The sequence below is a fragment of the Mesoterricola silvestris genome (genome assembly GCF_030295405.1).
GTDB classification, from domain to species: domain Bacteria; phylum Acidobacteriota; class Holophagae; order Holophagales; family Holophagaceae; genus Mesoterricola; species Mesoterricola silvestris.
This window is the reverse complement of the sequence record NZ_AP027080.1, coordinates 4,838,411-4,862,490: the sequence shown is the minus strand read 5'-3', so window position 1 is coordinate 4,862,490 and position 24,080 is coordinate 4,838,411. Positions and strand designations below refer to the sequence as shown.

The window sequence follows — 24,080 nt, the reverse complement described above, 5'->3', positions numbered from 1 at the left end:
TGGGGTTCCGATCCCTTGCGCCGACCCACCGGCACCGTCGGCTTCCGGTCCTCGCTGCGCTGCGGGCCGGGTCCGCCGGTTGCCGTAGCTCGGTTTTGGAGCAGGGGTTGTGTGGAACGAGGCCCGCCCTTTCCAACGCCTGGGATGACCTGCCGGGAGTGAGGAAATCCGTCCCCGATCCCAGTTTTATCATTGCCGTATCCACATACTCAATTTAGGACCTACCCATACACCAGGAGGTCCATCCTGTCCCAATCTGCCCCCGGCATTCGTCCGGCCGAGCTACGGCAACCGGAGGACCCGGCCCGCAGCGCAGCGAGGACCGGAAGCCGACGGTACCGGTGGGTCGGCGCAAAGGAGCGGAACCTCATGGGCCGGGCCCATTTCCGGGGGCCTGGACGAACCGGACGAGGCCACCGGCAGGGATTGCTTGCCAGAGCCAGAAAGGTCCAACCTGCACAAAAGGACCCCCGCCGGGGCGGGGGTCCTTTCACGGTGGGGCGGTTCTAGAACTTCAGCTTGCAGCCGAAACGGAAGGACCGGGCCGGCTGGTAGTCCGTGGCGGAGCCGAAGCGGCCAGGGACCTGGGGATTGCCGTAGCGGTCGGTGTACTGTTCGAGGACGGCCGTTTCCGGACGGTGGTTCATGACGTTGTAGATCTCGAAGAAGGGCTCGATGCGCGTCCTTCCTTCCAGGGGCAGATCGTAGTGGAAGGTGAGATCCAGGCGGGTCAGCCAGGGGAGGCGGCCCTTGTTGCCCATCTTCAGATCCTGGAAGTCGGCGTTGGCGTAACCGCCCGGATCCGGCAGGACGGGGTTGCTGGTGCTGCCGTCATCCTGCTGGCTGTAGGGCCGGCCGCTCTGGGCCAGGAAGTTGAAGCCCAGGGCCAGATCGCCCTTGCCGATCTTGACCTTCTTGTAGCCGTAGGACTTGAACTGGTGGGTGTGGTCGGTGGGCAGGTAGCCCGTGCCCACATAGGGCCAGTAGTCGTACGAGGCCGTGATGCCGCCGTCGGGCTGACCGTTGGTGGCGCTGATCAGGCCCTCGTAGTTGCCGTAGTCGCGGCTCCAGGTGTAGCCCACGAACAGGTACGTGTCGGAGGTCTTGTACGTGTAGGTGACGTCCAGGGCCTTGTACTCGTTGTAGGCCTCGGGGTACAGGGTGTCGCTGACGTTGACCTTCGCGTGGTTCCCGAAGGGGGAGGTCCAGGAGACGCTGCCCTTGGGGTTCCAGATGATGGCCTGGCCGCCGCCGTCGCCGGGGTCGTTGGGGTCCAGGGGCGTGCCGTCGCGGGTGGTGATCTCGGAGTCCTCGATGGGATTCGTGAGTTTGCGGTAGTGGCCGTGGATGCCCAGGGTGGTGGAGCCCGTCGCCTGGTAGTCGTAGCCCAGCAGGATCTCGGTGCGCTTGGGCAGCTTGAGGCCATCGGCGAGGGGGTCGTTGGACCAGCCCGTGGAGTAGTCGATGTCCGTGTAGGGCGTGCCCGTGACGGTGACGGAGTTGGTGGCGCGGTTGAAGGTGGCGGTGCTCTGGCCGGCTCCGGTTCCGGTGTGGGTGCCGCCGAAGTACAGGAGGTGGTAGTACTCCTTGCCGTAGGTGCGGATGGCCATGCGCTGGGGAATCTGCATGTAGTACTGGGCGAAGCTTCCGGAAATCTTGGACTTGCCATCGCCTGTGGCATCGTAGGTGAATCCGATGCGGGGCTGGATGTAGTCGGCGAACTTGAAGTGCATGAAGGTGGAGCCGTTGGCGCCGATCTGCTTCTGGTCCTCCATGCGGATGCCGTAGAAGAGGTTCAGCTTCTTGTTGACCTGCCAGGTGTCCTGCAGGTAGATCGCCTGGAAGTACGCGTTGGCTTCGGAATCGTTGTCGTAGACGTTCCTCACCGCCCGCAGGAAGCCGCCGGAGTTCTGCAGCTGCCAGGTCTGGCCGCCGTTGCGGTGGGTGACGTCCGCATAGTTGGACTTCAGGTAGGAGTAGCCCACCTTCAGGGAGTGGTCGGACCCGATGACCCAGGTGAGGTCGCCGGCGAACTGGGTGGTGGTGTTGGTTTCCTTGGCGATGTTGCCCGCGCCGCCCGTGGCCCAGTAGGTGAGGGGGTCCGCCTGGCCGTAACCGGGGCCGCCCACGTCGTAGTAGGTCCGGTCACGGATGAGGGACATGGTGGTGTTGGGGGTGATGTCGTTCTCGGCCTTGGCCTGGCCGGCCTTGATGGACATCGTGACGTTGGGCGACAGCGTCGAGTCCCAGATCAGGTTGAAGTTGCTGGTGTTGTGGACGGTGTCGCCGCTGGTGTCGGCGTTGCCGCGGCCGTCATACACGTTGCTGGGGGAACCGGCGCCGCGGTCCTGGGTGGCCGTGGAGCGGTTGCCGAAGTAGCTGAGGGTCAGCTGGTTGTCCGTGGTGACGTAGTACTGCAACTTGCCCATGAACTGGAGGTCGGGCGTCTTGGTGGCGCCGGCGGACAGGTCGCTGAGGTTCAGGTAGGAGGGGCTGTTGGTGAGGGTGTAGTTGACGCCGAAGGAGTAGAAGAACTTGTCCTTCACGAACGCGCCGCCCACCCGGGCGCCGATGTCGGTGACGCTGGCGGCGGGAAGTTCGCGGAACCACGGAGTGCCCTTGGCCTTGGGGGACAGGGAGCCGGGGATGTGGCTGGCCCAGACGGCCCCGGCGAAATCATTGCTGCCGGACTTGGTGAGGACGTTGAACACGCCGCCCATGGCGGAGTATTCCGGCTTGTAGCCGCCGGTCTGAATGTCGACCTGATCGACGAAATCCTGCACCATGGTGACGCTCTGGCCGCCGTAGCGCATATCGTTGGTCTTCAGGCCGTCCACCGAGAAGGAGTTCTCGGCGCCGGAGGCGCCACCGATGGAGATCTCGAGGCCCAGGCCAGCATTGCCGTTGCTGGCGCCGAAGCCCGACGTGGTGACGCCGGGGGTCATGTAGGCCAGGGACGACATTTCCCGGCCCGTGGGGACCGCGGAAAGGGTGTCCAGGCTGAAGTTGGACCCGGTGGTGGTGCTGGTGGTGTCGATGGCGGCGGAGGAGGCGATGACTTCGACGACCGCCGCGCCTTCCTTGTCCATCTTGATGTTGGCCGTGGTGCTGGTGTTGATGGACACGTTCACGGACTGGCGGGTGGGGGAGAACCCGGCCTTGGTGACCTGGATGCTCCAGGCGCCCGCGTTGAGGAGGCCGGCCTGGAAGTGGCCGTCCGCCCCCGTGACGACGGTGCGGGTGACCTGGCCGGACGCGAGGCGGACGGTGGCCGCCGCGACGGGGTTGCCGCCCTTGTCGGTGACGTAGCCGTTGATGGCGCCGGTGGTTACGGTCTGGGCGACCAGGACCTGGCCGGCCACGAGGGTCAAGGCCGTGAGTCCAAGCCTTGTGAGGTTATTGCGCATGGGATTTGGCTCCTATGAAGGTGAGGTGGGAAACACAACTTCGGGGTAAAGCACGGCGGTGCCATCCGCTACCTAGTGGACTCCTTTCGTTACGCCAAGTTATCAGTCATGGCTTGTGGCGAATTCATGACAGTGATTAGGCATCATTAAGCCGTGGCCCCGGGAATTTTCAAGCTTTGATTTCAATTTTTTCGAAATTTCCTGTGACAGTAGCGTAATGCGAGGGTAAAAATAATGAAATATTTAATGAATAATTTAGATATATGGATCCTTTTAGGGGAGGCGATGCAAAAATCCCGTTGAATTTATTAACATATTGTTGATATGTTAATAAATGTTAATTGTTCCACTTTTGTCACGATATATAATTATTCATTTTTGTGTTTGTGACCATGAAAATGTAATTAACGAGTGGGGAGTCCAAGCTGGAAATCCTCCGGAGCCCTGCTTGACAGGGGGGGCCTGGCCGGCCAGAAGCGGCATGCCCGGCCCATGGATAATCATGGCGCAGGGAGCATGTGGGCCTGTTTTTGCCCATGCGGCCATCACCCCGCGGGGTGGTTCGGACAGGGCCTCGATTAATATTTTCCCAGACAAGGGCACGGGTGCGCCGGCACCCAGTGGCCGCCGGCCTTTCCTTCTGGTTGGCGGGGAAGGCCTTCTTCCGTCGGGGGGAATCCCTGGGCGTGGAGGCTGTGGGCCCCCCCCCTCCCGCGCGTGAAGGCCGCGCGGGAGGGGAAGTGGGTCCACCTGGACTGAGTTGATTTGCATTTTCTTGGGGTCCAGCGCTTTTTACCGGAAATTTAAAGCTGACCTATTAGTCAGAATATTTCGCTGCCTGGGGTGCAGGGGGAATTCGGAAAATAATTGGCGGGGACAGATCGAGGATTCGAAGAATAAGTGGTGTGAATAAACGAAATGACAAAAACACACCTGGCGTGACAAATTCGGCGTCCAGGTGTGCTTTGGGTTGTTTTGGAACTAATTTTCCGCGGGCCCGCCCCGGTACCCTCAGCCGAGGTGGACCGTGGGTCCCTGGAGGAGGTGGGTGGCGATCTCGTACATGTTGCTGATCCGCCCCACGCCCAGGGCCTCCGTCACGCCCAGGTATTCCAGGCAGGTGCCGCAGGCGATCACGTCGACCCCGCGTCCCGCGGCCTTGCGCAGGTGCTCCAGGGAGTCGCTGCCCTCCAGCGCCAGGCGCACGCCGGCGTTCATGAAGATGATCCGCGCCGGGGGGGCGTCGCATTCGGTGAGCGTGAAGAGGAAGCCCCGCATGAGGAGGTGGGCCAGTTCGGGGGAGGCCGACCCGATGCCGTCCGAGGTGATGAGCACCGTGGCGGCACCGGCGGCGGCGGGCACGGCGGGGGAGGGTTGGGGCGCGGGCCCGGGGACCGGCCCCGAGGGGCGGAGCAGGACCCGGATCTCCCCGGCTTCGCCCTGGGCGCACTCCACCGCGCAATGGGCATAGGCGGCGAACTTGGTGAGGTTCTCCCGGGCCGCGGCGTTGTCCACCAGGATTTCAAGGGCGTCGACGTCCCCGGCGGCCAGGGCGTTCTTCGCCAGGATGACGGGCTGGGGGCAGGGGAGGCCCCGGGCGTCGAGGATCCTAGGGGTGGGGTTCATAGCGCCTCCTTGGGTTTCCGGGAAGGGGGTCGAGGACGGTCCAGAGGCCCTCGGGGCCGCTGTCGCGTACGGGGCCTTCGGTTCCGGCGGTTTCGACCAGGAGGCAGAAACCGCAGCTGCTGCGGATCTGCCTGGGTACGGGGATGAGGTCCACCGCGAACCCGGCGGCCTTGAGCCGCTGCTCGGCCCTGAGGGCGGCATGGGTGGAGGGATAGGTGGCGAGGAGGAGCATCACAGGATCCGCACGGTGCCCGGCGCGCCCCCGGTCTCGCCGATGATCCAGGCGCCGGCGCCGGCGTCCCGGAGCGCGGAGGCGGCGGCCTCGGCCTCCCCTTCGGGCAGGGCGGCCAGGAGGCCCCCGGAGGTCTGGGGGTCGAAGAGCAGGTCCAGCACCTGGGCGGGGGGCTGGCCCAGGACGCACGCCATGCGGCCTTCCCGGTTCCGGTAGGTGCCTTCGGGGACGAGGCCCATGGCGGCGTACTCCGCCACGTCCGGCAGGAGAGGCACCTGGTCCGGGCGCAGGGTCAGGCCGCAGGCGCCGCCGGCCATTTCCGCGGCGTGCCCGGCCAGGCCGAAGCCCGTGACGTCCGTGACGGCCATGGGGTGGAACCGCGCGAGCACCTCGGCGGCGACGCGGTTGAGGGTGCCCATGGAGGCCTCCGAGGCCTCCCGGGCCCGCGGGGAGGCGCACTGGGCGCGCAGGGCCATGTTCACCAGGCCGGTGCCGATGGGCTTGGTGAGGAGCAGCGCCCCGCCGGGGCGGAGGGTGTTGTTGCGCCAGGCCCTTTCCGGATCCACCAGCCCCGAGACCGCGTAGCCGAGCTTGGGCTCGGCGTCCTCGATGCTGTGGCCCCCCAGCAGCGCGCAGCCGGCCTCCACCAGGGCCCCCAGGCCCCCGGCCAGCATCTCCCGGAGGGGTTCGATGCCCAGGGCCTTCAGGGGGTGGCACACCAGGGCCAGGGCCGTGATGGGGCGGGCCCCCATGGCGTACAGATCGGAGAGGGCGTTGGCCGCGGCGATGCGCCCGAAAAGGCGGGGATCATCCACGATGGGGGGGAAGAAGTCCACCGTCTGCACCAGCGCTTCGTGGGGCCCGATGCGGAAGATGCCGGCGTCCTCGCTGCCCGCGAAATCGGCCAGGAGGTCCGGGTAGGCGGGCTGCTCCAGTCCGCAGAGGGCCTTGGCCAGGACGCCCGGGCCCAGCTTGGCGCCGCATCCGGAGAACCGGGTATGGGAGGTCAGGTTCATGCGAGGAGTTCCTTCATGGCTTCCAGGGTCTCCCGAATCTCCCCGGGGGTGGTGGCGAATCCGGGGGAGAAGCGCAGGGCGCCCCCGGCCTCCAGGGTCCCCAGGCTCCGGTGGGCGGCCGGCGCGCAGTGCAGGCCCATCCGGGTGCAGATGTCCAGGCGGTCCAGTTCCAGGGCCAGTTCCCCCAGGTCCCGGTCCTGGACGGTGATGGAGAGCACCGGCGCCCGGTCCTCCCCGGGGCCGGGGCCGAGGAGGGTCACGCCGGGCAGGTCCAGGAGGCCCCGGGCCAGGTCCTCGCACAGGGCCCGCTCCCGCACGTGGAGGCCGGGGCCTTCCGCGTCCAGGAACCGCAGGGCCGCCCCCAGCCCCGCCAGGGCCGGAACGTTGGGGGTGCCCGCCTCGAAGCGGTCCGGGAGGAAGTCCGGCTGGGCCTCGCTTTCCGAAGCGCTGCCGGTGCCCCCCAGGATGAGCGGGGCGGGGCGGGCGCCGGGGCCCAGGAGGAGCCCTCCGGTGCCGGGGGGGCCCAGGAGGCCCTTGTGGCCGGAGAACGCCACGAAATCGCAGCCCGAAGGCAGGGGCAGGTGCCCCGCGCACTGGCTCGCGTCCACGCAGATGGGCACCCCCAGGCGCCGGCACAGCGCGGCCACCTCGGCCACGGGGGTCAGGCACCCGGTGACGTTGCTGGCCGCCGTGAGCACCAGGAGGTCCGGGGCCATCCACAGCGCCCCCTTGAGTTCCACGGGGTCGGGCCGTCCGAGGGCGTCGAAGGGGATCACCCGCACGCGCACCCCGCGGGTGGCCTCCAGGTGGCGCAGGGGCCGCATGACGGCGTTGTGCTCCAGGGAGGAGACGGCCACGGTGCCCCCGTCGGGGACGCTGCCGAGGATGGCCAGGTTCAGGGCCTCGGTGGCGTTCCGGGTGAAGACCAGGCGCTCGGATTCCGCGGCGCCCAGGAGGGCCGCGCAGGCCTCCCGGGTTTCGAAGACGACGCGGCTGGCGTCGCGGGCGAGGCGGTGGCTGGCGCGGGCCGGGCTGCAGGCCCCGGAGGCCAGGCACGACGCCACCGCCTCCGCCACCCCCGGGGCCTTGGGGTGGCTGGTGGCGGCGTTGTCCAGGTAGATCATGGGGTCCCCAGCATGAGGAGGGCCTCCAGGACGCCGCCGCCGATGGCCCGGGCCTTGTCGGAGGCCGTGAAGCAGTGCTCGCGCACGCACCGGGGATCCACGTCGGCCACCTTGAGGCCCCTTTCGGCCTGGAAGCCGGGGCGGATGAGGCCCCGCACCACCCCGCCGATGGGGGCGGGCACGGGTTCCCCGCCGATGGCCAGCACCGGGTCCCCGGCGGCGACGGTGTCCCCGATGGCGCAGCGCGGTTCCACCCGCCCCGCCCGGGGGGCGTGGATGACCCGTTCGGCGCCGTGGCCCGCGATGAGGCCAGGGACGCCGGTGTTGGGCTGGGCGGAGCCGGAAAGGAGCACGCGGCCCAGGTCGTGGCCCCGGTTGGTCTCCACCACCGCGTGGGCGTCCACCCCGGCCGTGAAGCCCGGGCCCAGGGCCACCACCACGGGCGCCATGTCCAGCCGGGTGCCCAGGTTCCGCTTGGCGATGATGGCATCCACGAGGGCCGCGGGCCGCACGCGGGCCAGGAGGGCGCAGCCGGGGTCCTCCAGCACGGCCACGGGGTCCCCCGGAGACCACCGCTCCGGAAGTTCCGCCAGGCGCAGGGCGCGGATCCCCTCCACGGTGGCCGAGCCGTCGTACAGGGCCTCGGAGAAGCTCACGGTGCGCCGGATGGCGCTGGGCTTCCCGGTTTCCAGGGCCGCCACCCGGAACCCCGCGCGCACCAGGCGCAGGATCACCCCCGTGGCCAGGTCCCCGGCCCCCCGCACAATCACCAACCTGCCTTCGATCATCGCCACGGGGCGCCCTCCTCCACGAGGATGACGCCATCCGGGGCCTGGAGGGAACACAGCAGGACGCGGTCGGCGCGAAACCCGGCCAGGTCCGGGGGGGAGGCGAGGGTGTCGGCCTTGTTCAGGAGCAGGACCCGGGCCCCGGAGGCGCCCTTGAAAAGGCCCTGGGGATGCCCGACGAGGGCGGCCAGGTGGTCCCAGCCGATGGGTTGGCCCGGGTCGCAGCCCGTGACCGCGGCGAAGCGCTCCGGGCGGTGGGCGACGGTCCCGTCCAGGGGCCTGCCCAGGCAGTCCACTCCCACCACGCCCACCACCAGGTCCGGCCCTTCGGGGAGCACGGGCTCCGGCTCCGAGGGCGCCTTCACCGGCAGGCGCCGGGAGCCGTCCGCCTCCACCAGCACCAGGTCCCAGGTGCGGCGCAGGGGGGGGACCCAGGAGGGATGGATGCCCTTGACCTTGCCCGGGGCGTCCGCCTCCCGGGCCAGGAGGATCGTGGGGCCGGGGACGGCGGGGGGCAGGGGGCCTCCGGCGAAGGGATGCTCCATCTCCGGCGCGAAGACCACCCGCCCCCCGCGTCCGGGCTCCAGTCGGGGGTCGGCCAGGTGGGTGGTGGTGGTGACCAGGACGGGGCGGGGCGCCACCTCCCGGGCCAGGCGGAACAGGGCCGTGGTCTTGCCGCCCGCGCCCACGAACGCGACGACCCCCCCGCCTCCCGGCAGCAGGGGAAACAGGGCATCCGCGAGGTTCATGGGGTTCCGCGCCGGGCCTTCCGGGCCGGGATGCGGGCCTGGACCCAGGCGCCGTCGCGGCGCACGGCGATGAGTTCGCCGGCGATGGCCACGGCGAGCTCCTCGGGGGTCTCGGCGCCGATCTCCAGGCCGATGGGGGCGCACAGGGATTCCACCTTGACGGCCTCGAAGCCCTCCTCGGCCACCTGGGCCAGGACCAGGCGCGTCTTGCGGGCGCTGCCCATGAAGCCCGCGTAGCGGTAGGGCCTTCCCAGCACCGCCCGCACGCATTCCAGGTCGCACAGGTGCCCCCGGGTGACGATCACCACGTAGGTGGACGGGTCGAAGGCGAAGCGCTCCACGATGGAGGTGAAGCTGCCCGCGAGGGTGGCGACGCCCGGAAGGAACCGCGCCGGGTCCGCGTACTCGGGGCGGTCGTCGCCCACGGTCACCTGGAAGCCCAGGCCGGGCGCCAGGGCCGCCAGGGCCCGGCCCACGTGGCCGCCGCCCAGGATCAGGAGCTTTTCCCGGGGCAGCACGGGGTCGAAGAAGAGCCCGTCGGCCTCCGCCAGCACCGGGTGCCCGGTGGCCAGGGCCTGGGCGGCCAGGGCGGGATCGGCCCCCTCCACCCGCCCGTGGATCCAGGCGCACCCGGCGTCCAGGACCCCGGTTTCCCCCGTGGCCAGGCGCTTGACCAGGACGACGCGCTCCCCCCGCCGCAGCCGCTCCAGGGCGGCGCGGTAGGGGGCGCCGGAAACCCGGGGCTCCACCAGGATCCGGCTGGTGCCCCCGCAGACCATGGCGGGCCCTTCGGCCTCCATGCCCTGCATGTCGATCTCCAGCACGGCGGGGGCCCCGCGTTCCTCCCGGCATGCGGCCAGGACCATGGATTCCCCGCGGCCGCCGCCCACGGAGCCCATCACCAGGCCCCCGGGACCGGCCAGGAGCATGGCCCCGGCGTGGCGGGGGGCAGAGCCCTTCACCTTGAGGACGGTGCAGAGGACCCGGGGTTCGTCCCCTTCGGCGAGGGCCCTGACGATCTCGAGGCTCATCCCTTCTTCCGCGTGTAGGGGGTGCCCGCCAGGGGCAGGTCCACCCGGAAGACCCCGTCCCGGTGGAAGTAGGCCCCGGCCACGGCCGGCGCCGTGGGGATGGTGGTGATCTCGCCCAGGCCCTTGGCGCCGTAGGCGAGGGGATCGGCGTTCTTCTCCACGATGATGGATTCGATGGGCGGCACGTTGGCGGCCTTGAACAGGCCCAGGGTGCCGTACTTGGCCATCACCTCGCCGTCCTTGAGCGGGAAGTCCTCGGTGAGGGCGTAGCCCAGGCCCATGACGACGCCGCCCTCGATCTGACCCTCCACCTGGGTGGGATTGATGGCCCTGCCGATGTCGTGGGCCGCCACCACCTTCTCGAGCCGGCCCGCGGCGTCCAGGAGAACCACCTGGGTGGCGTAGGAGTAGGCGACATGGCTGACGGGGTTGGGCTTGTCCGAGGCGAAGGGGTCGGTGACGCCGGAGTACTCCCGGTAGTATTCGCGGCCCTCCAGCTGTTCCAGGGTGTGGCCGGCCAGGTCCAGCTTCAGGTCCTGGGCCGCGAGGCGCGCGGCCTCCCCGTTGAAGACGGTCTGGCGCGAGGCGGTGGTGGTGCCGCCGTTGGGGGAATTGGAGGTGTCGGGGGTGGCCACCCGGATCTGGCCCCAGGAGAGGCCCGAGGCGTTGGCCACGAACTGCATGAGCACCGAGGCCAGGCCCTGGCCGATGCAGGCGGCGCTGGTGTAGATGACGGCCTGGCCGTCCTGCACGCGGATGCGCACCCGGCCCACGTCCGACAGGCCCACGCCGATGCCGGCGTTCTTCATGGCGCAGGCGATGCCCGCGTCGGGGCGCCGCTCGCAGAGGTCCTTCACCGCCAGGAGCGTCTCCTTGAGCGCGGTGCCCGCGTCGACGATCTGCCCGTTGGGGAGCACGTCCCCGGGTTCCACGGCGTTGAGCCAGCGGATCTCCCAGGGGGTGAGCCCCACCTCCCTGGCCAGCAGGGTGATGCAGGACTCCATGGCGAAGCAGGACTGGGTGACGCCGAAGCCCCGGAAGGCCCCGCCCGGAGGGTTGTTGGTGTAGACGCCGGTGCCCACGATATCGACGTTGGGGATCTTGTAGGGCCCCGCGGCGTGGGTGCAGGCCCGCTGCAGCACGGGTCCGCCCAGGGAGGCGTAGGCGCCGGTGTCCTCCAGGAGATGGGCCTTCACGGCCGTGATGCGGCCCTGGGCGTCCGCGGCGACGGTGTACTCCATCTCGAAGGCGTGCCGCTTGGGGTGGACCTTGAGGCTCTCCTGCCGGCCCAGGGTCACCTTCACGGGGACCTTGAGGTGGTTGGCCAGGAGCGCGGCGTGGTGCTGGACGATGAGGTCCTCCTTGCCGCCGAACCCGCCGCCCACGTAGGCGCTGATGACCTTCACCCGCTCCGGGCCCACGCCCAGGACGCCGATGATGCCCTTGTGGTCGTCGTAGATGCTCTGGGTGCCCGTGTACACCGTCAGGGTGCCGTCGGCCTCGGGCACGGCCAGGGCGCTTTCGGGCTCCATGAAGGCGTGCTCGGTCTCGGGGGTGGTGAAGGTCTTGACGATGAGGTGGGCGGCCTCGGCGATGGCCTTGTCCGGGTCCCCCCGGCGCAGGACGGTCTTGGCCAGCAGGTTGCCCTTGGGGTGGAGCTTCGGGGCGTCCTCGTCCAGGGCGCGCCGGGGGTCGGTGAGGGCTGGCAGCTCCTCGTAGTCCAGCTTGATCGCGGCCACGGCGGCCTTGGCCTTGGCGCGGGTCTCGGCGGCCACCAGGGCGATGGCGTCGCCCACGTAGCGCGTGGCCTCGCCCACGGCGATCATGGCGGGCCAGTCGTGGATGATGTGGCCCTGGTGGCGCTCCCCCGGGACGTCGGCGGCGGTGAGGACGGCCTTCACGCCGGGCATGGCCAGGGCTTCGGCGGCGTCGATGCCCTTGACGAGGACCCGGGCCTTGGGGGGCCGCAGCACGGCGCCGTGGAGCATGCCGGGGCGCTTCATGTCGTCCACGTAGAGCCCCGTGCCCAGGGCCTTGTCCCGGGCGTCGGTGCGGCAGATGCGTTCGCCCACGGCCAGGGCCATGCTGGAATCGTCCGGGACCGGGGTGCCCTCGCGCAGCATCCGCGCCGCGTTGAGCACGGCCTTCTCGATCTTCACGTAGCCGGTGCACCGGCACATGTTCTGGGCCAGGGCCTTGGTGATCTCCTCAGGCTTGGGGTCCGGGTTCACGTCCAGGAGGCCCTTGGTGCTGATGACCATGCCGGGCATGCAGAAGCCGCACTGGACCGCCCCCGCCTCCGCGTAGGACCAGCCGAAGACCTCCTTCTCGCGGGGGCTGAGGCCCTCCACGGTCACCACCTTCTTGCCGTCCAGCTTGTCCATCTTGAACAGGCAGGCCCGGGAGGCCTTGCCGTCGATGAGCACCATGCAGGATCCGCAGGCCCCTTCGGAACAGCCGTTCTTCACCGACGTGATGTTCAGCTCCTCCCGGAGGAACTCCAGGAGGTTCATGTCCTTGGAGGTGACGATTTCCCGGCCGTTTACCTGGAGCGTGGACATGTGGTGGCCTTTCACTGGGTGCTTCCAGTCTAACCCAGGCGGGTTTTTTTCACCCGTGAGTAAAAAATTTTAGGAGGGGAAATCCAGGGCCTCGTACCGGGGGTAGCCCAGCTCGACCCAGGCCTCCTTCCCGGACCGGATGATGTTGCCGAAGATGAAGATCAGGGGCGGCGAGGTGAGGTCGCCGGGGTGGATGCCGATGATCCAGGGGTGCTCCTCGTTGAGCTGGTAGTCGGCGGTGGCGGCGATGCGCTCCCGCAGGCCCCGCATGTAGGCCGAGGCGTAGGCCAGAGCGGATTCGGCCGAAAGCACCTGCATGCCTTCGGCATGGAAGGTGCGCCCCGTGTTGCTGCGCAGGAACATGGCCGGCTCGGGCAGGGTGCGCACCAGGGAGGTGGGGTACATGCGGCGGAGGGTTTCCAGCAGGGTCGTGAGATCGGGTTCCATGCTCAGTACCTCATTTCGCGGTTGAAGGGCACGCCCAGGTGCGTGGGGCCGCGCATGCGGGCCTTGCGGGCCAGGGAGAGCACCAGGATGACCAGGACGTAGGGGAGCATCACGGCGAATTCATAGGGGAACTTGATGCCCGCCACCTGAATGGCCAGCTGCAGCGATTGGGCCAGGCTGAAGAGCAGGGCGCCGCCCAGGACGCCCAGGGGGCTCCAGCGGCCGAAGTACACCAGGGCCACGGCGATGAACCCACGTCCGGCTACTAGGTCGTCCGCAAACATTTTGGCCTGGCAAAGGGACAGGTAGGCGCCGCCCAGGCCGGCCATGGCGCCGCCCAGCATGAGGGCCTGGTAGCGCACGCGGTTCACGTTGATGCCCATGCTGTCCGCCGCCCGGGGCTCGGTGCCCGCCGCCCGCACCTTCAGGCCCCAGGGGGTCTTGAAGAGCACGTACCAGCTGGCCGGGACCATGAGGAAGGCCACGTAGACCATGGGATTGTGATTGAAGAGGATGCCCCCCAGGAAGGGGATGCGGGAGAGGCCGGGGATGGACCAGGCCGCCAGGCCCTCCACCCCGGTGACGCCGCCGATGAAGTGCCGGAAGAGGGTGCCGGCCACGCCCCAGCCCAGCATCTGCAGGCCGATGCCCGCGATGCCCTGCTCGGCCCGGAAGGTGACGGTGACCAGGGCGAAGAGCAGGCCCAGCACGACCCCCGCCGCGGCCGCCACGGCGAACCCCAGCACGATTCCGTAGGGGGCCAGGGGGCCCGTCTTCAGGAAGAAGGCCGGCAGGAAGCCCAGGAAGGCCCCCATGCACATGATGCCTTCGCACCCGAGGTTGAAGACGCCGGCGCGCTGGTTGAACATCTCCCCCAGGGAGGCCAGGAGCAGCGCCACGGAGAAGGGCACCCCCAGCGACAGGATGTTGTAGACGAGGTCGTGGGTCATGAGGGCTCTCCCGCGCCGGACGTGCGGAACCGCGCGAAGAACCGTGCCGCCCGTTCCTGCGCGTAGGGGTTGTTGAGGTACATCTTGGCCGAGACGATGCAGAGGATGAGCACGCCCATGAGCACCAGGATCATGTTCGCGGGGACCCCGGCGCTGCGCTGGGTCATGTCCGAGCCCACCAGGAGGAGCCCGAAGAAGAAGGCCGCCGGCACGATGCCCGCGGGGTGCAGCGCCCCGAAGAGCGCCACCACGATGCCCGCGAACCCGTAGCCCGAGGTGATGTTCTCGATGGCCCGGTGGTGCACGCCGCACACCTCCACGGCCCCGGCGATGCCCGCGAAGGCCCCCGACAGGCACATGGCGGCCACCAGGGAGCCCGGGACGTGGATGCCGGCGTAGCGCGCCGCCTTCGCCTCCGCGCCCGCGGCCCGGAGCCGGAAGCCCCAGGTGGTGCGCCACAGGAAGAACCAGACGCAGACGCAGAGCGCCAGGGCGAGGACGAGCCCCATGTGGAGCCGCGTGCCCGGCACGATCCGGTCCAGGAAGGCGGCCTCCGGGAGGCGCATGGACTGGGGCGTCCCCGAGCCCGTCTCCAGTTCGCCGGGATCGATCATGGGCCCGCGCAGGAAGAAGGTGTAGAACTGCGCCGCGATGTAGTTGAGCATCACGGTGGAGAGGATCTCGTTGACCCCCAGGCGGGCCCGGAGCAATCCGGCGATGCCCGCCCAGAGGGCGCCCCCCAGGGCCCCGGCGAGGATCACCAGGGGAAGCAGGGCCGCCTTGGGCCAGGTGGGCAGGGCCAGGGCCGTGGCGGTGGCGGCGAGGATGCCCATGAGCATCTGCCCCTCGGCGCCGATGTTGATGATGCCGCTGCGGAAGGCGATGGCGATGCCCAGGGCCACGAGGATGAGCGGCACGGCCCGCACGAGGATCTCGGTGAGGCCGAAGACGTCCTTGAAGGGCCCCGTGAAGATGGTCACGAAGGTGGCGGCGGGGCTCGCGCCGATGGCCGAGAGAACCAGGGCCGCGCCCAGCGCGGCGGCCAGGGCGGCCAGGGCCACGATGGAACCCCCGTAGAGGAGCTTGAACCGGTTCATTCCGCCACCCCCGCCATGAGGAGCCCCAGCTTCTCGCGCGTGGCCTCGAGGCTGGTGAGGACCTTGAGGATCCGCCCCTTGTAGATGACGGCGATGCGGTCGGAGAGATTCATGATTTCCTCGAGCTCCTCGGAGATGAGGAGGATGCCGCCCCCCGCTCGCCGGCGGGCCAGGAGCTGGGAATGGATGAATTCCTGGGCGCCCATGTCCACGCCCCGGGTGGGGTAGACGGAAATGAGGGCCCGGGGCTCCCGGGCCAGTTCCCGGGCCAGGATCACCTTCTGGATGTTGCCCCCGGAAAGGGAGCCCCCCGCCGCGGAGGTGGAGGAGCACCGGATGTCGAAGGATTCCTTGAGGGCCTCGGCGTTGCGGTCGATCTCCCCCAGCTTGAGCACCACCGACCAGCTGAATCGCGGGGTGGGGAAGTCCTTGAGGACCAGGTTCTCCTTCACGGTGAACCGGGGCACGATGCCCTCGTGGTGGCGGTCCTCGGGGATGTAGCCCAGGCCCGCGTGGATCATGGCGGCGGGGCTCCGGTTGGTCATGTCCTTGTCCAGGAACCGCACGGTGCCCGATTCCACGGGGCGCAGGCCCGTGAGCGCCTCGGCCAGCTCCCGCTGGCCGTTGCCCGAGACCCCCGCCAGGCCCAGGATCTCGCCGGCGTGCACCTCCAGGTCGAGGCCGTCCAGGGCGAAGTTCCCGCGGTCCCCCCGCACCTTCAGGTTCCGGGCCTCCAGGATGGTGGTGCCCTCCACCAGCAGGCCCTCGTTGCGGGGCAGGTGGATCTCGCGCCCGGTCATGAGCGCGGCCAGTTCGGCCGGGGTGTGGTCTTCGGTGCGGCCGTTGAAGACCACGGCGCCGTGGCGCAGGATGGCCACCCGGTGGCTGAGTTCCTTCACTTCGTTGAGCTTGTGGCTGATGAAGATGATCGAGAGCTCGGCGGTCATGCGCTTGAGGCGGTCGATGAGATCGTCGGTCTCCTGGGGCGTGAGGGCCGAGGTGGGCTCGTCCAGGATGAGGAGCCGGGCGCCGAAGCACAGGGTCTTGATGAGCTCCACGCGCTGCTGCTCGCCCACGGAGAGCTGCCACACGTAGGCGTCGGGGTTCACCGGCAGTTCATGGTGGGCGGAGACCTCCAGGATCCGGGCCCGGGTGGCCTTGAGGTCCAGGTTCATGAACCGGTGGTGCTGCTTGAGCCCCAGGGCCACGTTCTCGGTCACCGTCATGTTGGGCACGAGCATGAAGTTCTGGTGCACCATGCCGATGCCCCGGGCGTAGGCGTCGTTGGGGGTGTGGAACCGCACCTCCTCCCCGTTGATGGCGATGGTCCCGGCATCGGGCTGGTAGAGCCCGGCCAGGATGTTCATGAGGGTGGACTTCCCGGCCCCGTTCTCGCCCACCAGGGCCAGCACCTCCCCCCGGGCCACGCGCATGGAGACGTTGTTGCACGCCAGGATGCCCGGAAAGCGCTTGGTGATGCCCGAGAGCTGGAGTTCGTGGATGGGCTCGGCGGTGGCCATGGGGTCTCCAGGGGAGAACGGGCCCCGGAATGCCTTGGGCATGCCGGGGCCCATGTTCCTGTGCTGCGCTAGAACTTAACTTCCTTCCAGGCCAGCTTGAGCTTGCCGGCGGCCAAGTCGGCCTTGGCCTTGTCCACGGCCTTGCGGATGGCCGGGGTCAGCACCTTGCCCACCTTGTCGTTGTAGGCGAAGACGAAGCCCTTGTTGGCGAAGTTGAGGGGGATGTTCTCCCCGCCCTTGACGCCCGCCTCGCGCTTGGCGATGAGCACCTGGACCACGGTGGTGTAGTTGTAGCTGGAGGCCGCCAGCACCCGGGGGGATTCGGCCACGTGCAGCTGGGAGATGTCCTGGCCCGCCCACCAGATGTTCTTGTTGGGGCTGGCGGCGACGGCGCGCAGGGCGCCCATGGCCTGCTGGGAGGAGCCGGTGAGGAAGTCGGCGCCGGCCTTCATCTGGGTCTGGGCCAGCTCGGAGGCCTTCACGAAGTCGCCGAAGCTGCCGGTGTGGGCGACCTTGACGCTGGCCTTGGGGTTGGCGGCGCGGACGCCCAGGACGAAGCCCCGGTCGTAGCGGGCCGCGTCGCCGCCGTCCACGGGGCCCACCAGGCCCAGGATGTTCGACTTGGTGACCATGCCCGCGATGATGCCGTTGAGGTAGCCGGTCTCCTCGCTCTCGGGCATGTAGGTGAAGACGTTCTTTCCGCCGATGTCCGCGCTGGTGCCGAACACGAAGGTGGTGTCCTTGAAGTCCGGGGCCATTTCGGTGACCAGGTTCTTGTACTGGGCGCCGTGGCAGATGATGATGTCGAACTTGCTGGAGGCGTACTGGCGCGCCGCGGAGCCCGCGTCCACGGGCTTCATCTTCTCGCTGTAGCTGTACTCCACCTTGGCCGGACCGTACTCCTTCTGGACGGCCTTGATGGCGTCGTGCATGGACTGGCACCACCCCTTGTCGTCCACCGTGGATTCCACGATGAGGGCGATCTTGACCTTGCCCTTGGGGGGGGCGGCGGTGAGCCCGCAGGTGAACGCAAACACCGCTCCCAGAGCGAGAAATGGCTTCCTCATGGTCTGCCTCCTGATTGGGTTGGAAAGATTTGTCGCGTGCAATTGTACCAGGACCCCCCGGGATGATCTGTTTTTTTCCCGCAATAATAAAAAATTATCCATCCCTCCCCATTACCCTGATTACCTCCCCCCTGACGTCCTGGAGGCCCGCCCATGACCCACCGATCCGGACCCACGCCCGGCCAGATCCTGCGCCACCTGCGCCGGGCCAACGCCATCGCCGCCCGCGCCGTGGCCATGGGCCGCCACCCCTTCGGCGCCCTCCTCGTGGCCCCCGACCACGAGACGGTCCTCCTGGAGCAGGGCAACGTGAGCACGGTGAACCACGCCGAAAGCGTCCTGGCCCGCACCGCCGACATGAACTTCACCCCCGGGTACCTCTGGGACTGCACCCTCTACACCACGGTGGAACCCTGCGCCATGTGCGCCGCCACCCAGTACTGGGCCAACATCGGCCGCCTGGTGTATGGCCTGGAGGAGCGGCGCCTCCTGGAACTGACCGGCAACGACCCGGAAAACCCTACCCTGGATGTGCCGGCGAGGTACCTCTACGCCCACGGCCAGAAGGACATCCAGGTCATCGGCCCGGTCCCGGAGGTGGAGGAGGAAGTCGCCGCGTTGCACCGGGGCTTTTGGAAGAGATAGCCCCCTTCCCGGGACCTGCACACCCCTTTTCCGGGGCCCAAATCCGGCCGCCGGCCCGGGAACCCTCCTCCGCTTCGACCCGTTCATCCCCCGTTTTCGACCGTTCAGGGAAATTTTCCGGCCCGGGCCGGGATCGGGTGTAGCCTGTCTCCAACCCAACCCATGCCCTCGGATTGAATTCAGATCCCATGGCATAAATGCTGGGTGAACACCTGTTTAAACATAATTGCTTTAGTTATTAACTCGCAATGCCGAGGGGGAGTTCTGTGCGTAAATGGCGTTACCGGCTTTTGAGCACATCCATTAATCTGCTGTTCATCACCCTGGCCCTGGTGGGAATGCCCGGGGTTCTTCGGGCCCAGTCCTTTCAATCCAGCTTTTCCGAAGTGAAATTCGATCGGGCGAAAGGACCGGCCACCCTGAATGCGGGCGTCCAGGTGGACGTCGCCTCGGGTGCGGCGAGCATGGAGATCCCGTTCGGCCCGGGCATCGGGCAGCGCGGACTCACCTTCCGGCCGACCCTGAGCCTCCGGATCGCTCCCCAGGTGGCGGTCAGTTCCATTTTCGAGACCTACGTGGCCCAGGTAAGCAGCCGCGGAACCCTGTACTACAACACGACCACCGTGGACACGATCTACCAGCGCGGATACGGAACCTCGAGCTTCTCGCCAGGCTCCTTCGACCTGGCGCTGGGTTCAACGGATGAAACCCAGAGCGCGTACAGCCTTCCCGGCGGAGGCGGGACCCTCGTGGGCACGGTACCGCCTTCCATGACGGCCGCCGCGGCCGGGCAGCTCCTCGCGCAATTCGGCGTGTCCGGAAGCCTGGGGACCCTCGCCGGCGATGTGGGGTATCCGGCGGCGCCCTTCATCCAGGTGGGATCCACGGGCGCCTTGATTCTGGGGATCCTGGACGCCGCCGGGGACGTGCAGGACTGGCACTACCAGGAGAGCATCGACACGAATGCCATCCAGTGCCGCTGGCCCAGGCGGATCCTGGTGGTGGAGGGGGATGTGGCCTACGAGTTCACCTATGTGAGCCACCGATTCCGGACCCAGCTCCGTCCCTACCTCGTCAACACGTCCCGCACCTCCCTCTTCAGCGCCAACTATGCCCTCACCCACATCCGGAACCGCTTCGGGGAACGCGTCGACTTCACCTACGCTCCGGATGGGATCGGCTACACCGCCACGTGGAGCACGAACCCATCGGTCCGGATCCAGGTCGCCGTGGAGGGATCCGTGGGGGCGCCGGGCATGCCGAGCCTGGTCTCCAGCGCCTATGGCATGGGCGCCCTGACGCGGGTCCGGGTCTCCTACCAAGGCATCAGCCACCCCGTTTCCAGCTTCCTGCTGGATCTGGGCTGCCCGAAACCCATGGAGGCGTTGACCCTGGAAACCGGAGGCGAACCGGACAGCGCCGTCACGAAGCAGCTCCACGGCCAGCGGAAAATGAACGTGGTCTGGGGCGAGGCCGCCCACTGCCTCCAGCCCGTGAAGGTCCAGCAAACGGATACGGGCGAATCCGTCCAGTTCGCGTACGCCGTGGCCGGGACCGGCGCGACCTGGGATGGCGTGACCGTTTCGCCGACCGTCCTGAGGAGCGTGACCCTGCCCAACCGGATCGTCACCCTTGACTGGAAGCCGTACACCTACCAGGCCAACAGCTCCCCCAACGCCTGGGGCATCGCCCCGTCCAGCCAGCGGCGTCCTTCCTGGGCCTTCGGCGTGTCGGGCCTGACGGATGCGGACCTGATATCCGGCTCGGAACGCGCCACCGGCTACACCCGGGTCGTGCCGCAGCTCAACTGGCTCACCGCGGTGCCGCCCGTCGGCACCGATCTGACCGAGTCCTGGGTTTCCACCGCGTTCTACACGGCCGTCACGACCCCCGACGGGCAGGTGGCCGTCCACCGGTTCGTGGAGCCCGACCCCGCGAACGGGATGCAATTCCTGGCCTACCTCAAGCACGTGGAGCGCGAGACCCGCTACTACGCGGCCGGAGTGGGTTGGGAGGCGGACCTGCCGACCCCCGATCCCGGCGCCAGCTCGGCCTACAAGTGGGTGGTGAAGGACCGCCTCAGCGTGCACGCCCCGGGCAACGCCCGGGGGGTGCTGACGGACTACCCGGTGCCCTATGCGACCCGCACCCGCACCTGGGACAAGGATGCCCAGACCTTCACCGCGGAGGAGACGACGAACTGGGAGGCCTCCGGCCTGGGGTGGACCCAGGTCCACCGCACCACGGCGCTATCCGCCTCCCCCTCCCTCGGGTTCGACGTGTGGAATCTGGCCAGCCAGGGCGCCGGCTGGAGCTCGCCGGGGGCGGCGTCGGGCACGGAGGACCTGGTGGTCCGAACCCTCGATTCGCGGATCCCCCAGTGGCTCCTCGGCCGGGTGGCCACCGAGACCACCTCCCGGGGAACCGACGCGACCCAGAACGGCAGCACCGCGAATCCTCCACCCAAGGTGGCCCGGGAACGGGATGGTGCCCTGAATACCCTCAGGTCCGTGACCACGGGGGACCCGGCGAGCCTTGCCGTGGTCACCACCCTGGATTACCAGGGAGCCTCGGGCCTTGCCGCCGCCGAAATGCTGAAGGCGACCCTTTCCAGTCCCAACGGCCTCGCCTTCAGCGGGAGCATGGGCGTCGCCGCCTACGGGTACGACGGCAACGGCTATCTGTCGAGCATCGGCGTCCGGCCCAACGCCGGCCTCCTCCTGACCTCGGGCCAGGACCAGGACGAAGTGGGCCGGCCAACGGCCCAGCGTGACGCCGACAACCGGACGACCACGTTCGAGTGGGACGGGGCCGGACGCCTCACCCGCATCACGCCGCCCGGCATGCAGGCCACGGAGATCGCCTACGACGACGTTTCCCACCGGGGCCTGACCGTCACCCGCGGCGCCCAGGTCCAGGCGCTCCGCTATAACGGGTACGGAGAACTCGTCCTGGAGCGTCGCCTCGACCCCAACGGCGGGTGGTCCCACCGGATCCACGGCTACGACGGCGCGGGCCGCCCCACGGGTGAAACGGTCTGGTTGTCCGGGGACGGAGCCGACCACGAGACCCAGTGGATGCTCCCGAACCTGACCCGCCAAACGACCGTGACGGTCCCCGGGGAATCCGTCTGTAAGAAGTGGGGCGCCATCAATCCCGATACCGGCGAAAGGGCCTGCCTCCAGTGGCAGACCAGCCCGCCCACGACCACCGTGACCGCGGCGCTGTACCGGGGTTCTTCGCTCACCTACGATTCCCGGGGAAGGGCCGACACGTCCATCGATCCGGCCGGCCTGACCACCGTGACCGCCTACCCGGCATCGGCCGGATTCAAGAAGGTGGTGACCGTTGCCGGCACCCGCACGACGCAGTTCCTCCATGACGCCGCGGGCCGCCTGAAGGCGGTCACGGACGCCCTGGGCCAGGTGGCCGCCTACGGCTACGACGCCTCGAACCGCCTCGTCAGCGTGAGCCAGTCCAGCGGTTCCCACAGCCAGGCCCGGTCCTGGACCTACAACGCGCTGGGCTGGCTCACCTCGCTGGAGCAGCCGGAAAGCGGCACCACCACCTATTCCGGATTCACGGTCGCGGGCCGGCCCCAGGTCACGGACTACAACGGCAGGTCCGTGACGGCCACCCCCGACGGGCTGGGCCGGGTGCTTTCCGTCGTTTCCAGCGACGGCACCGTGAACCAGAGCTTCACCTATGACACGGCGCCCGGCGGCAGAGGCAAGCCCGCCTGGAGCCAGGATGGGCAGATCCAGGCCACGTACGGGTACGACGGCACCACCGGGCGGCTCAGCACCTTGACGACCCTGGCCGCGGGCCAGAGTCTCACCCAGACGCTGGGCTACGACGCGTATGGCAACCGGACCTCGGGTTCCACGGGGCACGCGGACTGGACCCAAAGCTATTTCGAAGCCGCCGGCCTCCCCAGGCTCCTCTCGAGCGGAGGCCAGACCATCGCGGACAGCAGCGACTGGTCGACCAGCTTCGAGCCGGTGAGCTGGCTTCCCCGGGCCGTGGCCTACGGAAACGGGGCATCCAGCCACTTCTCCTACGGCCCGGACCAGATGCGGCTGGGGACCCTGGAGCACTTCGGTGCGGGAAACGCCGCCCTGGAGCGCTGGGGCTACGCGTACGATCCCGCCGGGAACCTGGCCCAGGTCCTGGATCTCAGGACCCTGGAGACGGACGTGTTCGGCTATGACGCGCTCAATCGCCTCGTCTCCGCCACCCTCCAGAGTCCGAGTTACGGCCCGCAGAGCCAGACCTTCACCTACGACGCCTTCGGGAACCGGATCAGCGGAGCGACCACCAGCCCGGGAACCGTTTGCCCCTCCACGGCCTACGTGAGTTTCGATCCCAACGATGCCGCGCTGTGGGGCCACAACCGTCTGCCCGTTCAGATGGCCAACGGCGCCTACACCGGCGCCCAGTACGATGCCCAGGGAAACCTCACCCAGGTCTTTGAGCGCCCCGGGGAGTCGGGCAAGGTGATCACCCTGGGCTACGATGCCCTGGGCCGGGTGACCTCGGTGGAGCATTCCTCCCGCGGGGTCCAGGAGCGGTACCAATACCGTGCCGACGGCCTGCGCACCGTCATCCAGGACTATCTCGGGGGGACCTACCAGAAATCCCGGATTCAGCTCTACAATGATGCCCGGCAGCTGGTGAGCCAGTGGGAGGTCAGTCCCAGCGGATCCTTGACATGGACGCGTGACGTCTTCTACGTGGGCACCCAGGGCACGGCGGAACGGGATTCCGCAGGCCTCCACGTCACCCAGGTGGACCACCTGGGAAGCCCCCGGGTGGTCACGGGCCCCGCGGGGACGGTTGAATCGCGGCAGAAATACCTGCCCTTCGGTGAACTCCTCGAGCAGTCGGGGACCTTCCGGACAGCGAAGGGGTTCACGGGACATGAGCAGACGGATGCATCGGGGCTGATATACATGCAGGCGCGGTTCTACCTGCCGCAATACGGACGGTTCGCGAGCCCCGATCCGGCCAGGGACCAGCATTTCGAGTTCACCCAGAGCTGGAACATCAACAGCTACGTGCAGAACAATCCGGTCATGACCACGGACCCCACGGGACTGGCGAGGGAGGAGGAAAAGGATAAGAACAAAACGACCTCTGCTACGAAGGCGGATAGTGGGGTTCCCACCGCAGGGGCGGGGGCCAGCGAAAATGAGAATGCTGGAAGACGGCGGCAGGATGAGGAAAAGCGGTCGCAAACAGTTCTCGCCTCAACAACTTTTACGACTACCCAGCTTAGTGTTGTGAATGGAGGCAGCGGTGAATACAACGCTACTGCGACACTAACGCAGGCAACCACTACGCTCTCGTTCAGCCTTGAGTCTGGTCTTCAGATGACTGATTCGAACCAGCGCAGCGTTGTTCAAGCGGATATGAAGACTACCCCAGACAGTGCGAGTGATGGGGCACCTACGGCAAATGGTGTTTATTCTTGGACAAATGTTACGCATCATGCAAATAGTCCTAATGGCGGATTTCCAACGGTTGCTGTGACTACTCAAGGTGGTAGTGGCGTTCTGCCTACAAGTGCGGCAAATCCGAATCAGGGTGGAGCCTTTAGGCAAGACAATATTCACCTCCATCCGCCAATGCCAAATAATGCGGGAGGGAGTTGGAATGCTCCTCGATCTTCCTTATCTGGCAACCATGCAAGACCTTTTAGTCAGGGGTGTTGGTTGGTGCGACCAGATTCAAACGGGCAAAGGCTAATTCAGGCAATGCGCAGTGCTGTTTCCAATGGTGATGCGCGGATTATTTTTCTCAATACTTCGGCAAATTGAC

16 protein-coding genes are annotated in these 24,080 nt (G+C 68.0%); 2 read left to right on the top strand and 14 right to left on the bottom strand.

Annotated features, from left to right (window positions below):
* Positions 1-506: 506 nt before the first annotated feature.
* From R2J76_RS20910 to R2J76_RS20845, 14 genes are all read right to left on the bottom strand, one after another.
* Positions 507-3,407 carry a TonB-dependent receptor gene (locus R2J76_RS20910; RefSeq protein WP_316413603.1) on the bottom strand — a complete coding sequence of 967 codons (2,901 nt, stop codon included), beginning with the start codon at positions 3,405-3,407 and terminating at the stop codon, positions 507-509.
* 1,011 nt (positions 3,408-4,418) lie between these two features.
* A complete protein-coding gene (yedF, locus tag R2J76_RS20905; RefSeq protein ID WP_316413602.1) occupies positions 4,419-5,033 on the bottom strand; it encodes a sulfurtransferase-like selenium metabolism protein YedF in 615 nt (204 codons plus the stop codon).
* Positions 5,017-5,265: a DUF3343 domain-containing protein gene (locus R2J76_RS20900; RefSeq protein ID WP_316413601.1), complete on the bottom strand. Its 249-nt coding sequence runs from the start codon at positions 5,263-5,265 to the stop codon at positions 5,017-5,019. Before R2J76_RS20900 ends, yedF begins: the two co-directional genes overlap by 17 nt.
* Positions 5,265-6,281, bottom strand: coding sequence for a selenide, water dikinase SelD (selD, locus tag R2J76_RS20895; protein ID WP_316413600.1), 1,017 nt, complete (start codon positions 6,279-6,281; stop codon positions 5,265-5,267). The genes R2J76_RS20900 and selD overlap by 1 nt, the downstream gene beginning before the upstream one ends.
* Positions 6,278-7,405, bottom strand: coding sequence for an aminotransferase class V-fold PLP-dependent enzyme (locus R2J76_RS20890; RefSeq protein WP_316413599.1), 1,128 nt, complete (start codon positions 7,403-7,405; stop codon positions 6,278-6,280). Before R2J76_RS20890 ends, selD begins: the two co-directional genes overlap by 4 nt.
* Positions 7,402-8,193 carry a selenium-dependent molybdenum cofactor biosynthesis protein YqeB gene (gene yqeB / locus R2J76_RS20885; protein WP_316415903.1) on the bottom strand — a complete coding sequence of 264 codons (792 nt, stop codon included), beginning with the start codon at positions 8,191-8,193 and terminating at the stop codon, positions 7,402-7,404. Before yqeB ends, R2J76_RS20890 begins: the two co-directional genes overlap by 4 nt.
* On the bottom strand, positions 8,190-8,942 hold the full coding sequence (yqeC, locus tag R2J76_RS20880) for a selenium cofactor biosynthesis protein YqeC (protein ID WP_316413598.1): 753 nt from the start codon (positions 8,940-8,942) through the stop codon (positions 8,190-8,192). Before yqeC ends, yqeB begins: the two co-directional genes overlap by 4 nt.
* Positions 8,939-9,973 (bottom strand): XdhC family protein, encoded by a 1,035-nt coding sequence (locus R2J76_RS20875; protein ID WP_316413597.1) that lies wholly within the window; start codon positions 9,971-9,973, stop codon positions 8,939-8,941. The genes yqeC and R2J76_RS20875 overlap by 4 nt, the downstream gene beginning before the upstream one ends.
* On the bottom strand, positions 9,970-12,534 hold the full coding sequence (gene xdh / locus R2J76_RS20870; RefSeq protein WP_316413596.1) for a selenium-dependent xanthine dehydrogenase: 2,565 nt from the start codon (positions 12,532-12,534) through the stop codon (positions 9,970-9,972). Before xdh ends, R2J76_RS20875 begins: the two co-directional genes overlap by 4 nt.
* 69 nt (positions 12,535-12,603) lie before the next feature.
* The gene (locus R2J76_RS20865) at positions 12,604-12,981 is read right to left on the bottom strand and encodes a hypothetical protein (RefSeq protein ID WP_316413595.1); all 378 of its coding nucleotides are present in this window, start codon (positions 12,979-12,981) and stop codon (positions 12,604-12,606) included.
* A gap of 2 nt (positions 12,982-12,983) precedes the next feature.
* Positions 12,984-13,931, bottom strand: a complete 948-nt coding sequence (locus R2J76_RS20860; protein ID WP_316413594.1) for an ABC transporter permease — start codon at positions 13,929-13,931, stop codon at positions 12,984-12,986.
* On the bottom strand, positions 13,928-15,028 hold the full coding sequence (locus R2J76_RS20855) for an ABC transporter permease (protein ID WP_316413593.1): 1,101 nt from the start codon (positions 15,026-15,028) through the stop codon (positions 13,928-13,930). Before R2J76_RS20855 ends, R2J76_RS20860 begins: the two co-directional genes overlap by 4 nt.
* Positions 15,025-16,548: an ABC transporter ATP-binding protein gene (locus tag R2J76_RS20850; RefSeq protein ID WP_316413592.1), complete on the bottom strand. Its 1,524-nt coding sequence runs from the start codon at positions 16,546-16,548 to the stop codon at positions 15,025-15,027. The genes R2J76_RS20855 and R2J76_RS20850 overlap by 4 nt, the downstream gene beginning before the upstream one ends.
* A gap of 68 nt (positions 16,549-16,616) precedes the next feature.
* A complete protein-coding gene (locus R2J76_RS20845; protein ID WP_316413591.1) occupies positions 16,617-17,615 on the bottom strand; it encodes a BMP family lipoprotein in 999 nt (332 codons plus the stop codon).
* A gap of 153 nt (positions 17,616-17,768) precedes the next feature.
* On the opposite strand from R2J76_RS20845, the gene R2J76_RS20840 reads away from it, so the two are divergent.
* Both R2J76_RS20840 and R2J76_RS20835 read left to right on the top strand, forming a co-directional pair.
* Positions 17,769-18,260 carry a nucleoside deaminase gene (locus R2J76_RS20840; RefSeq protein WP_316413590.1) on the top strand — a complete coding sequence of 164 codons (492 nt, stop codon included), beginning with the start codon at positions 17,769-17,771 and terminating at the stop codon, positions 18,258-18,260.
* A 464-nt stretch (positions 18,261-18,724) separates the two neighbouring features.
* A complete protein-coding gene (locus tag R2J76_RS20835; RefSeq protein ID WP_316413589.1) occupies positions 18,725-24,079 on the top strand; it encodes an RHS repeat domain-containing protein in 5,355 nt (1,784 codons plus the stop codon).
* Position 24,080 lies beyond the last annotated feature (1 nt).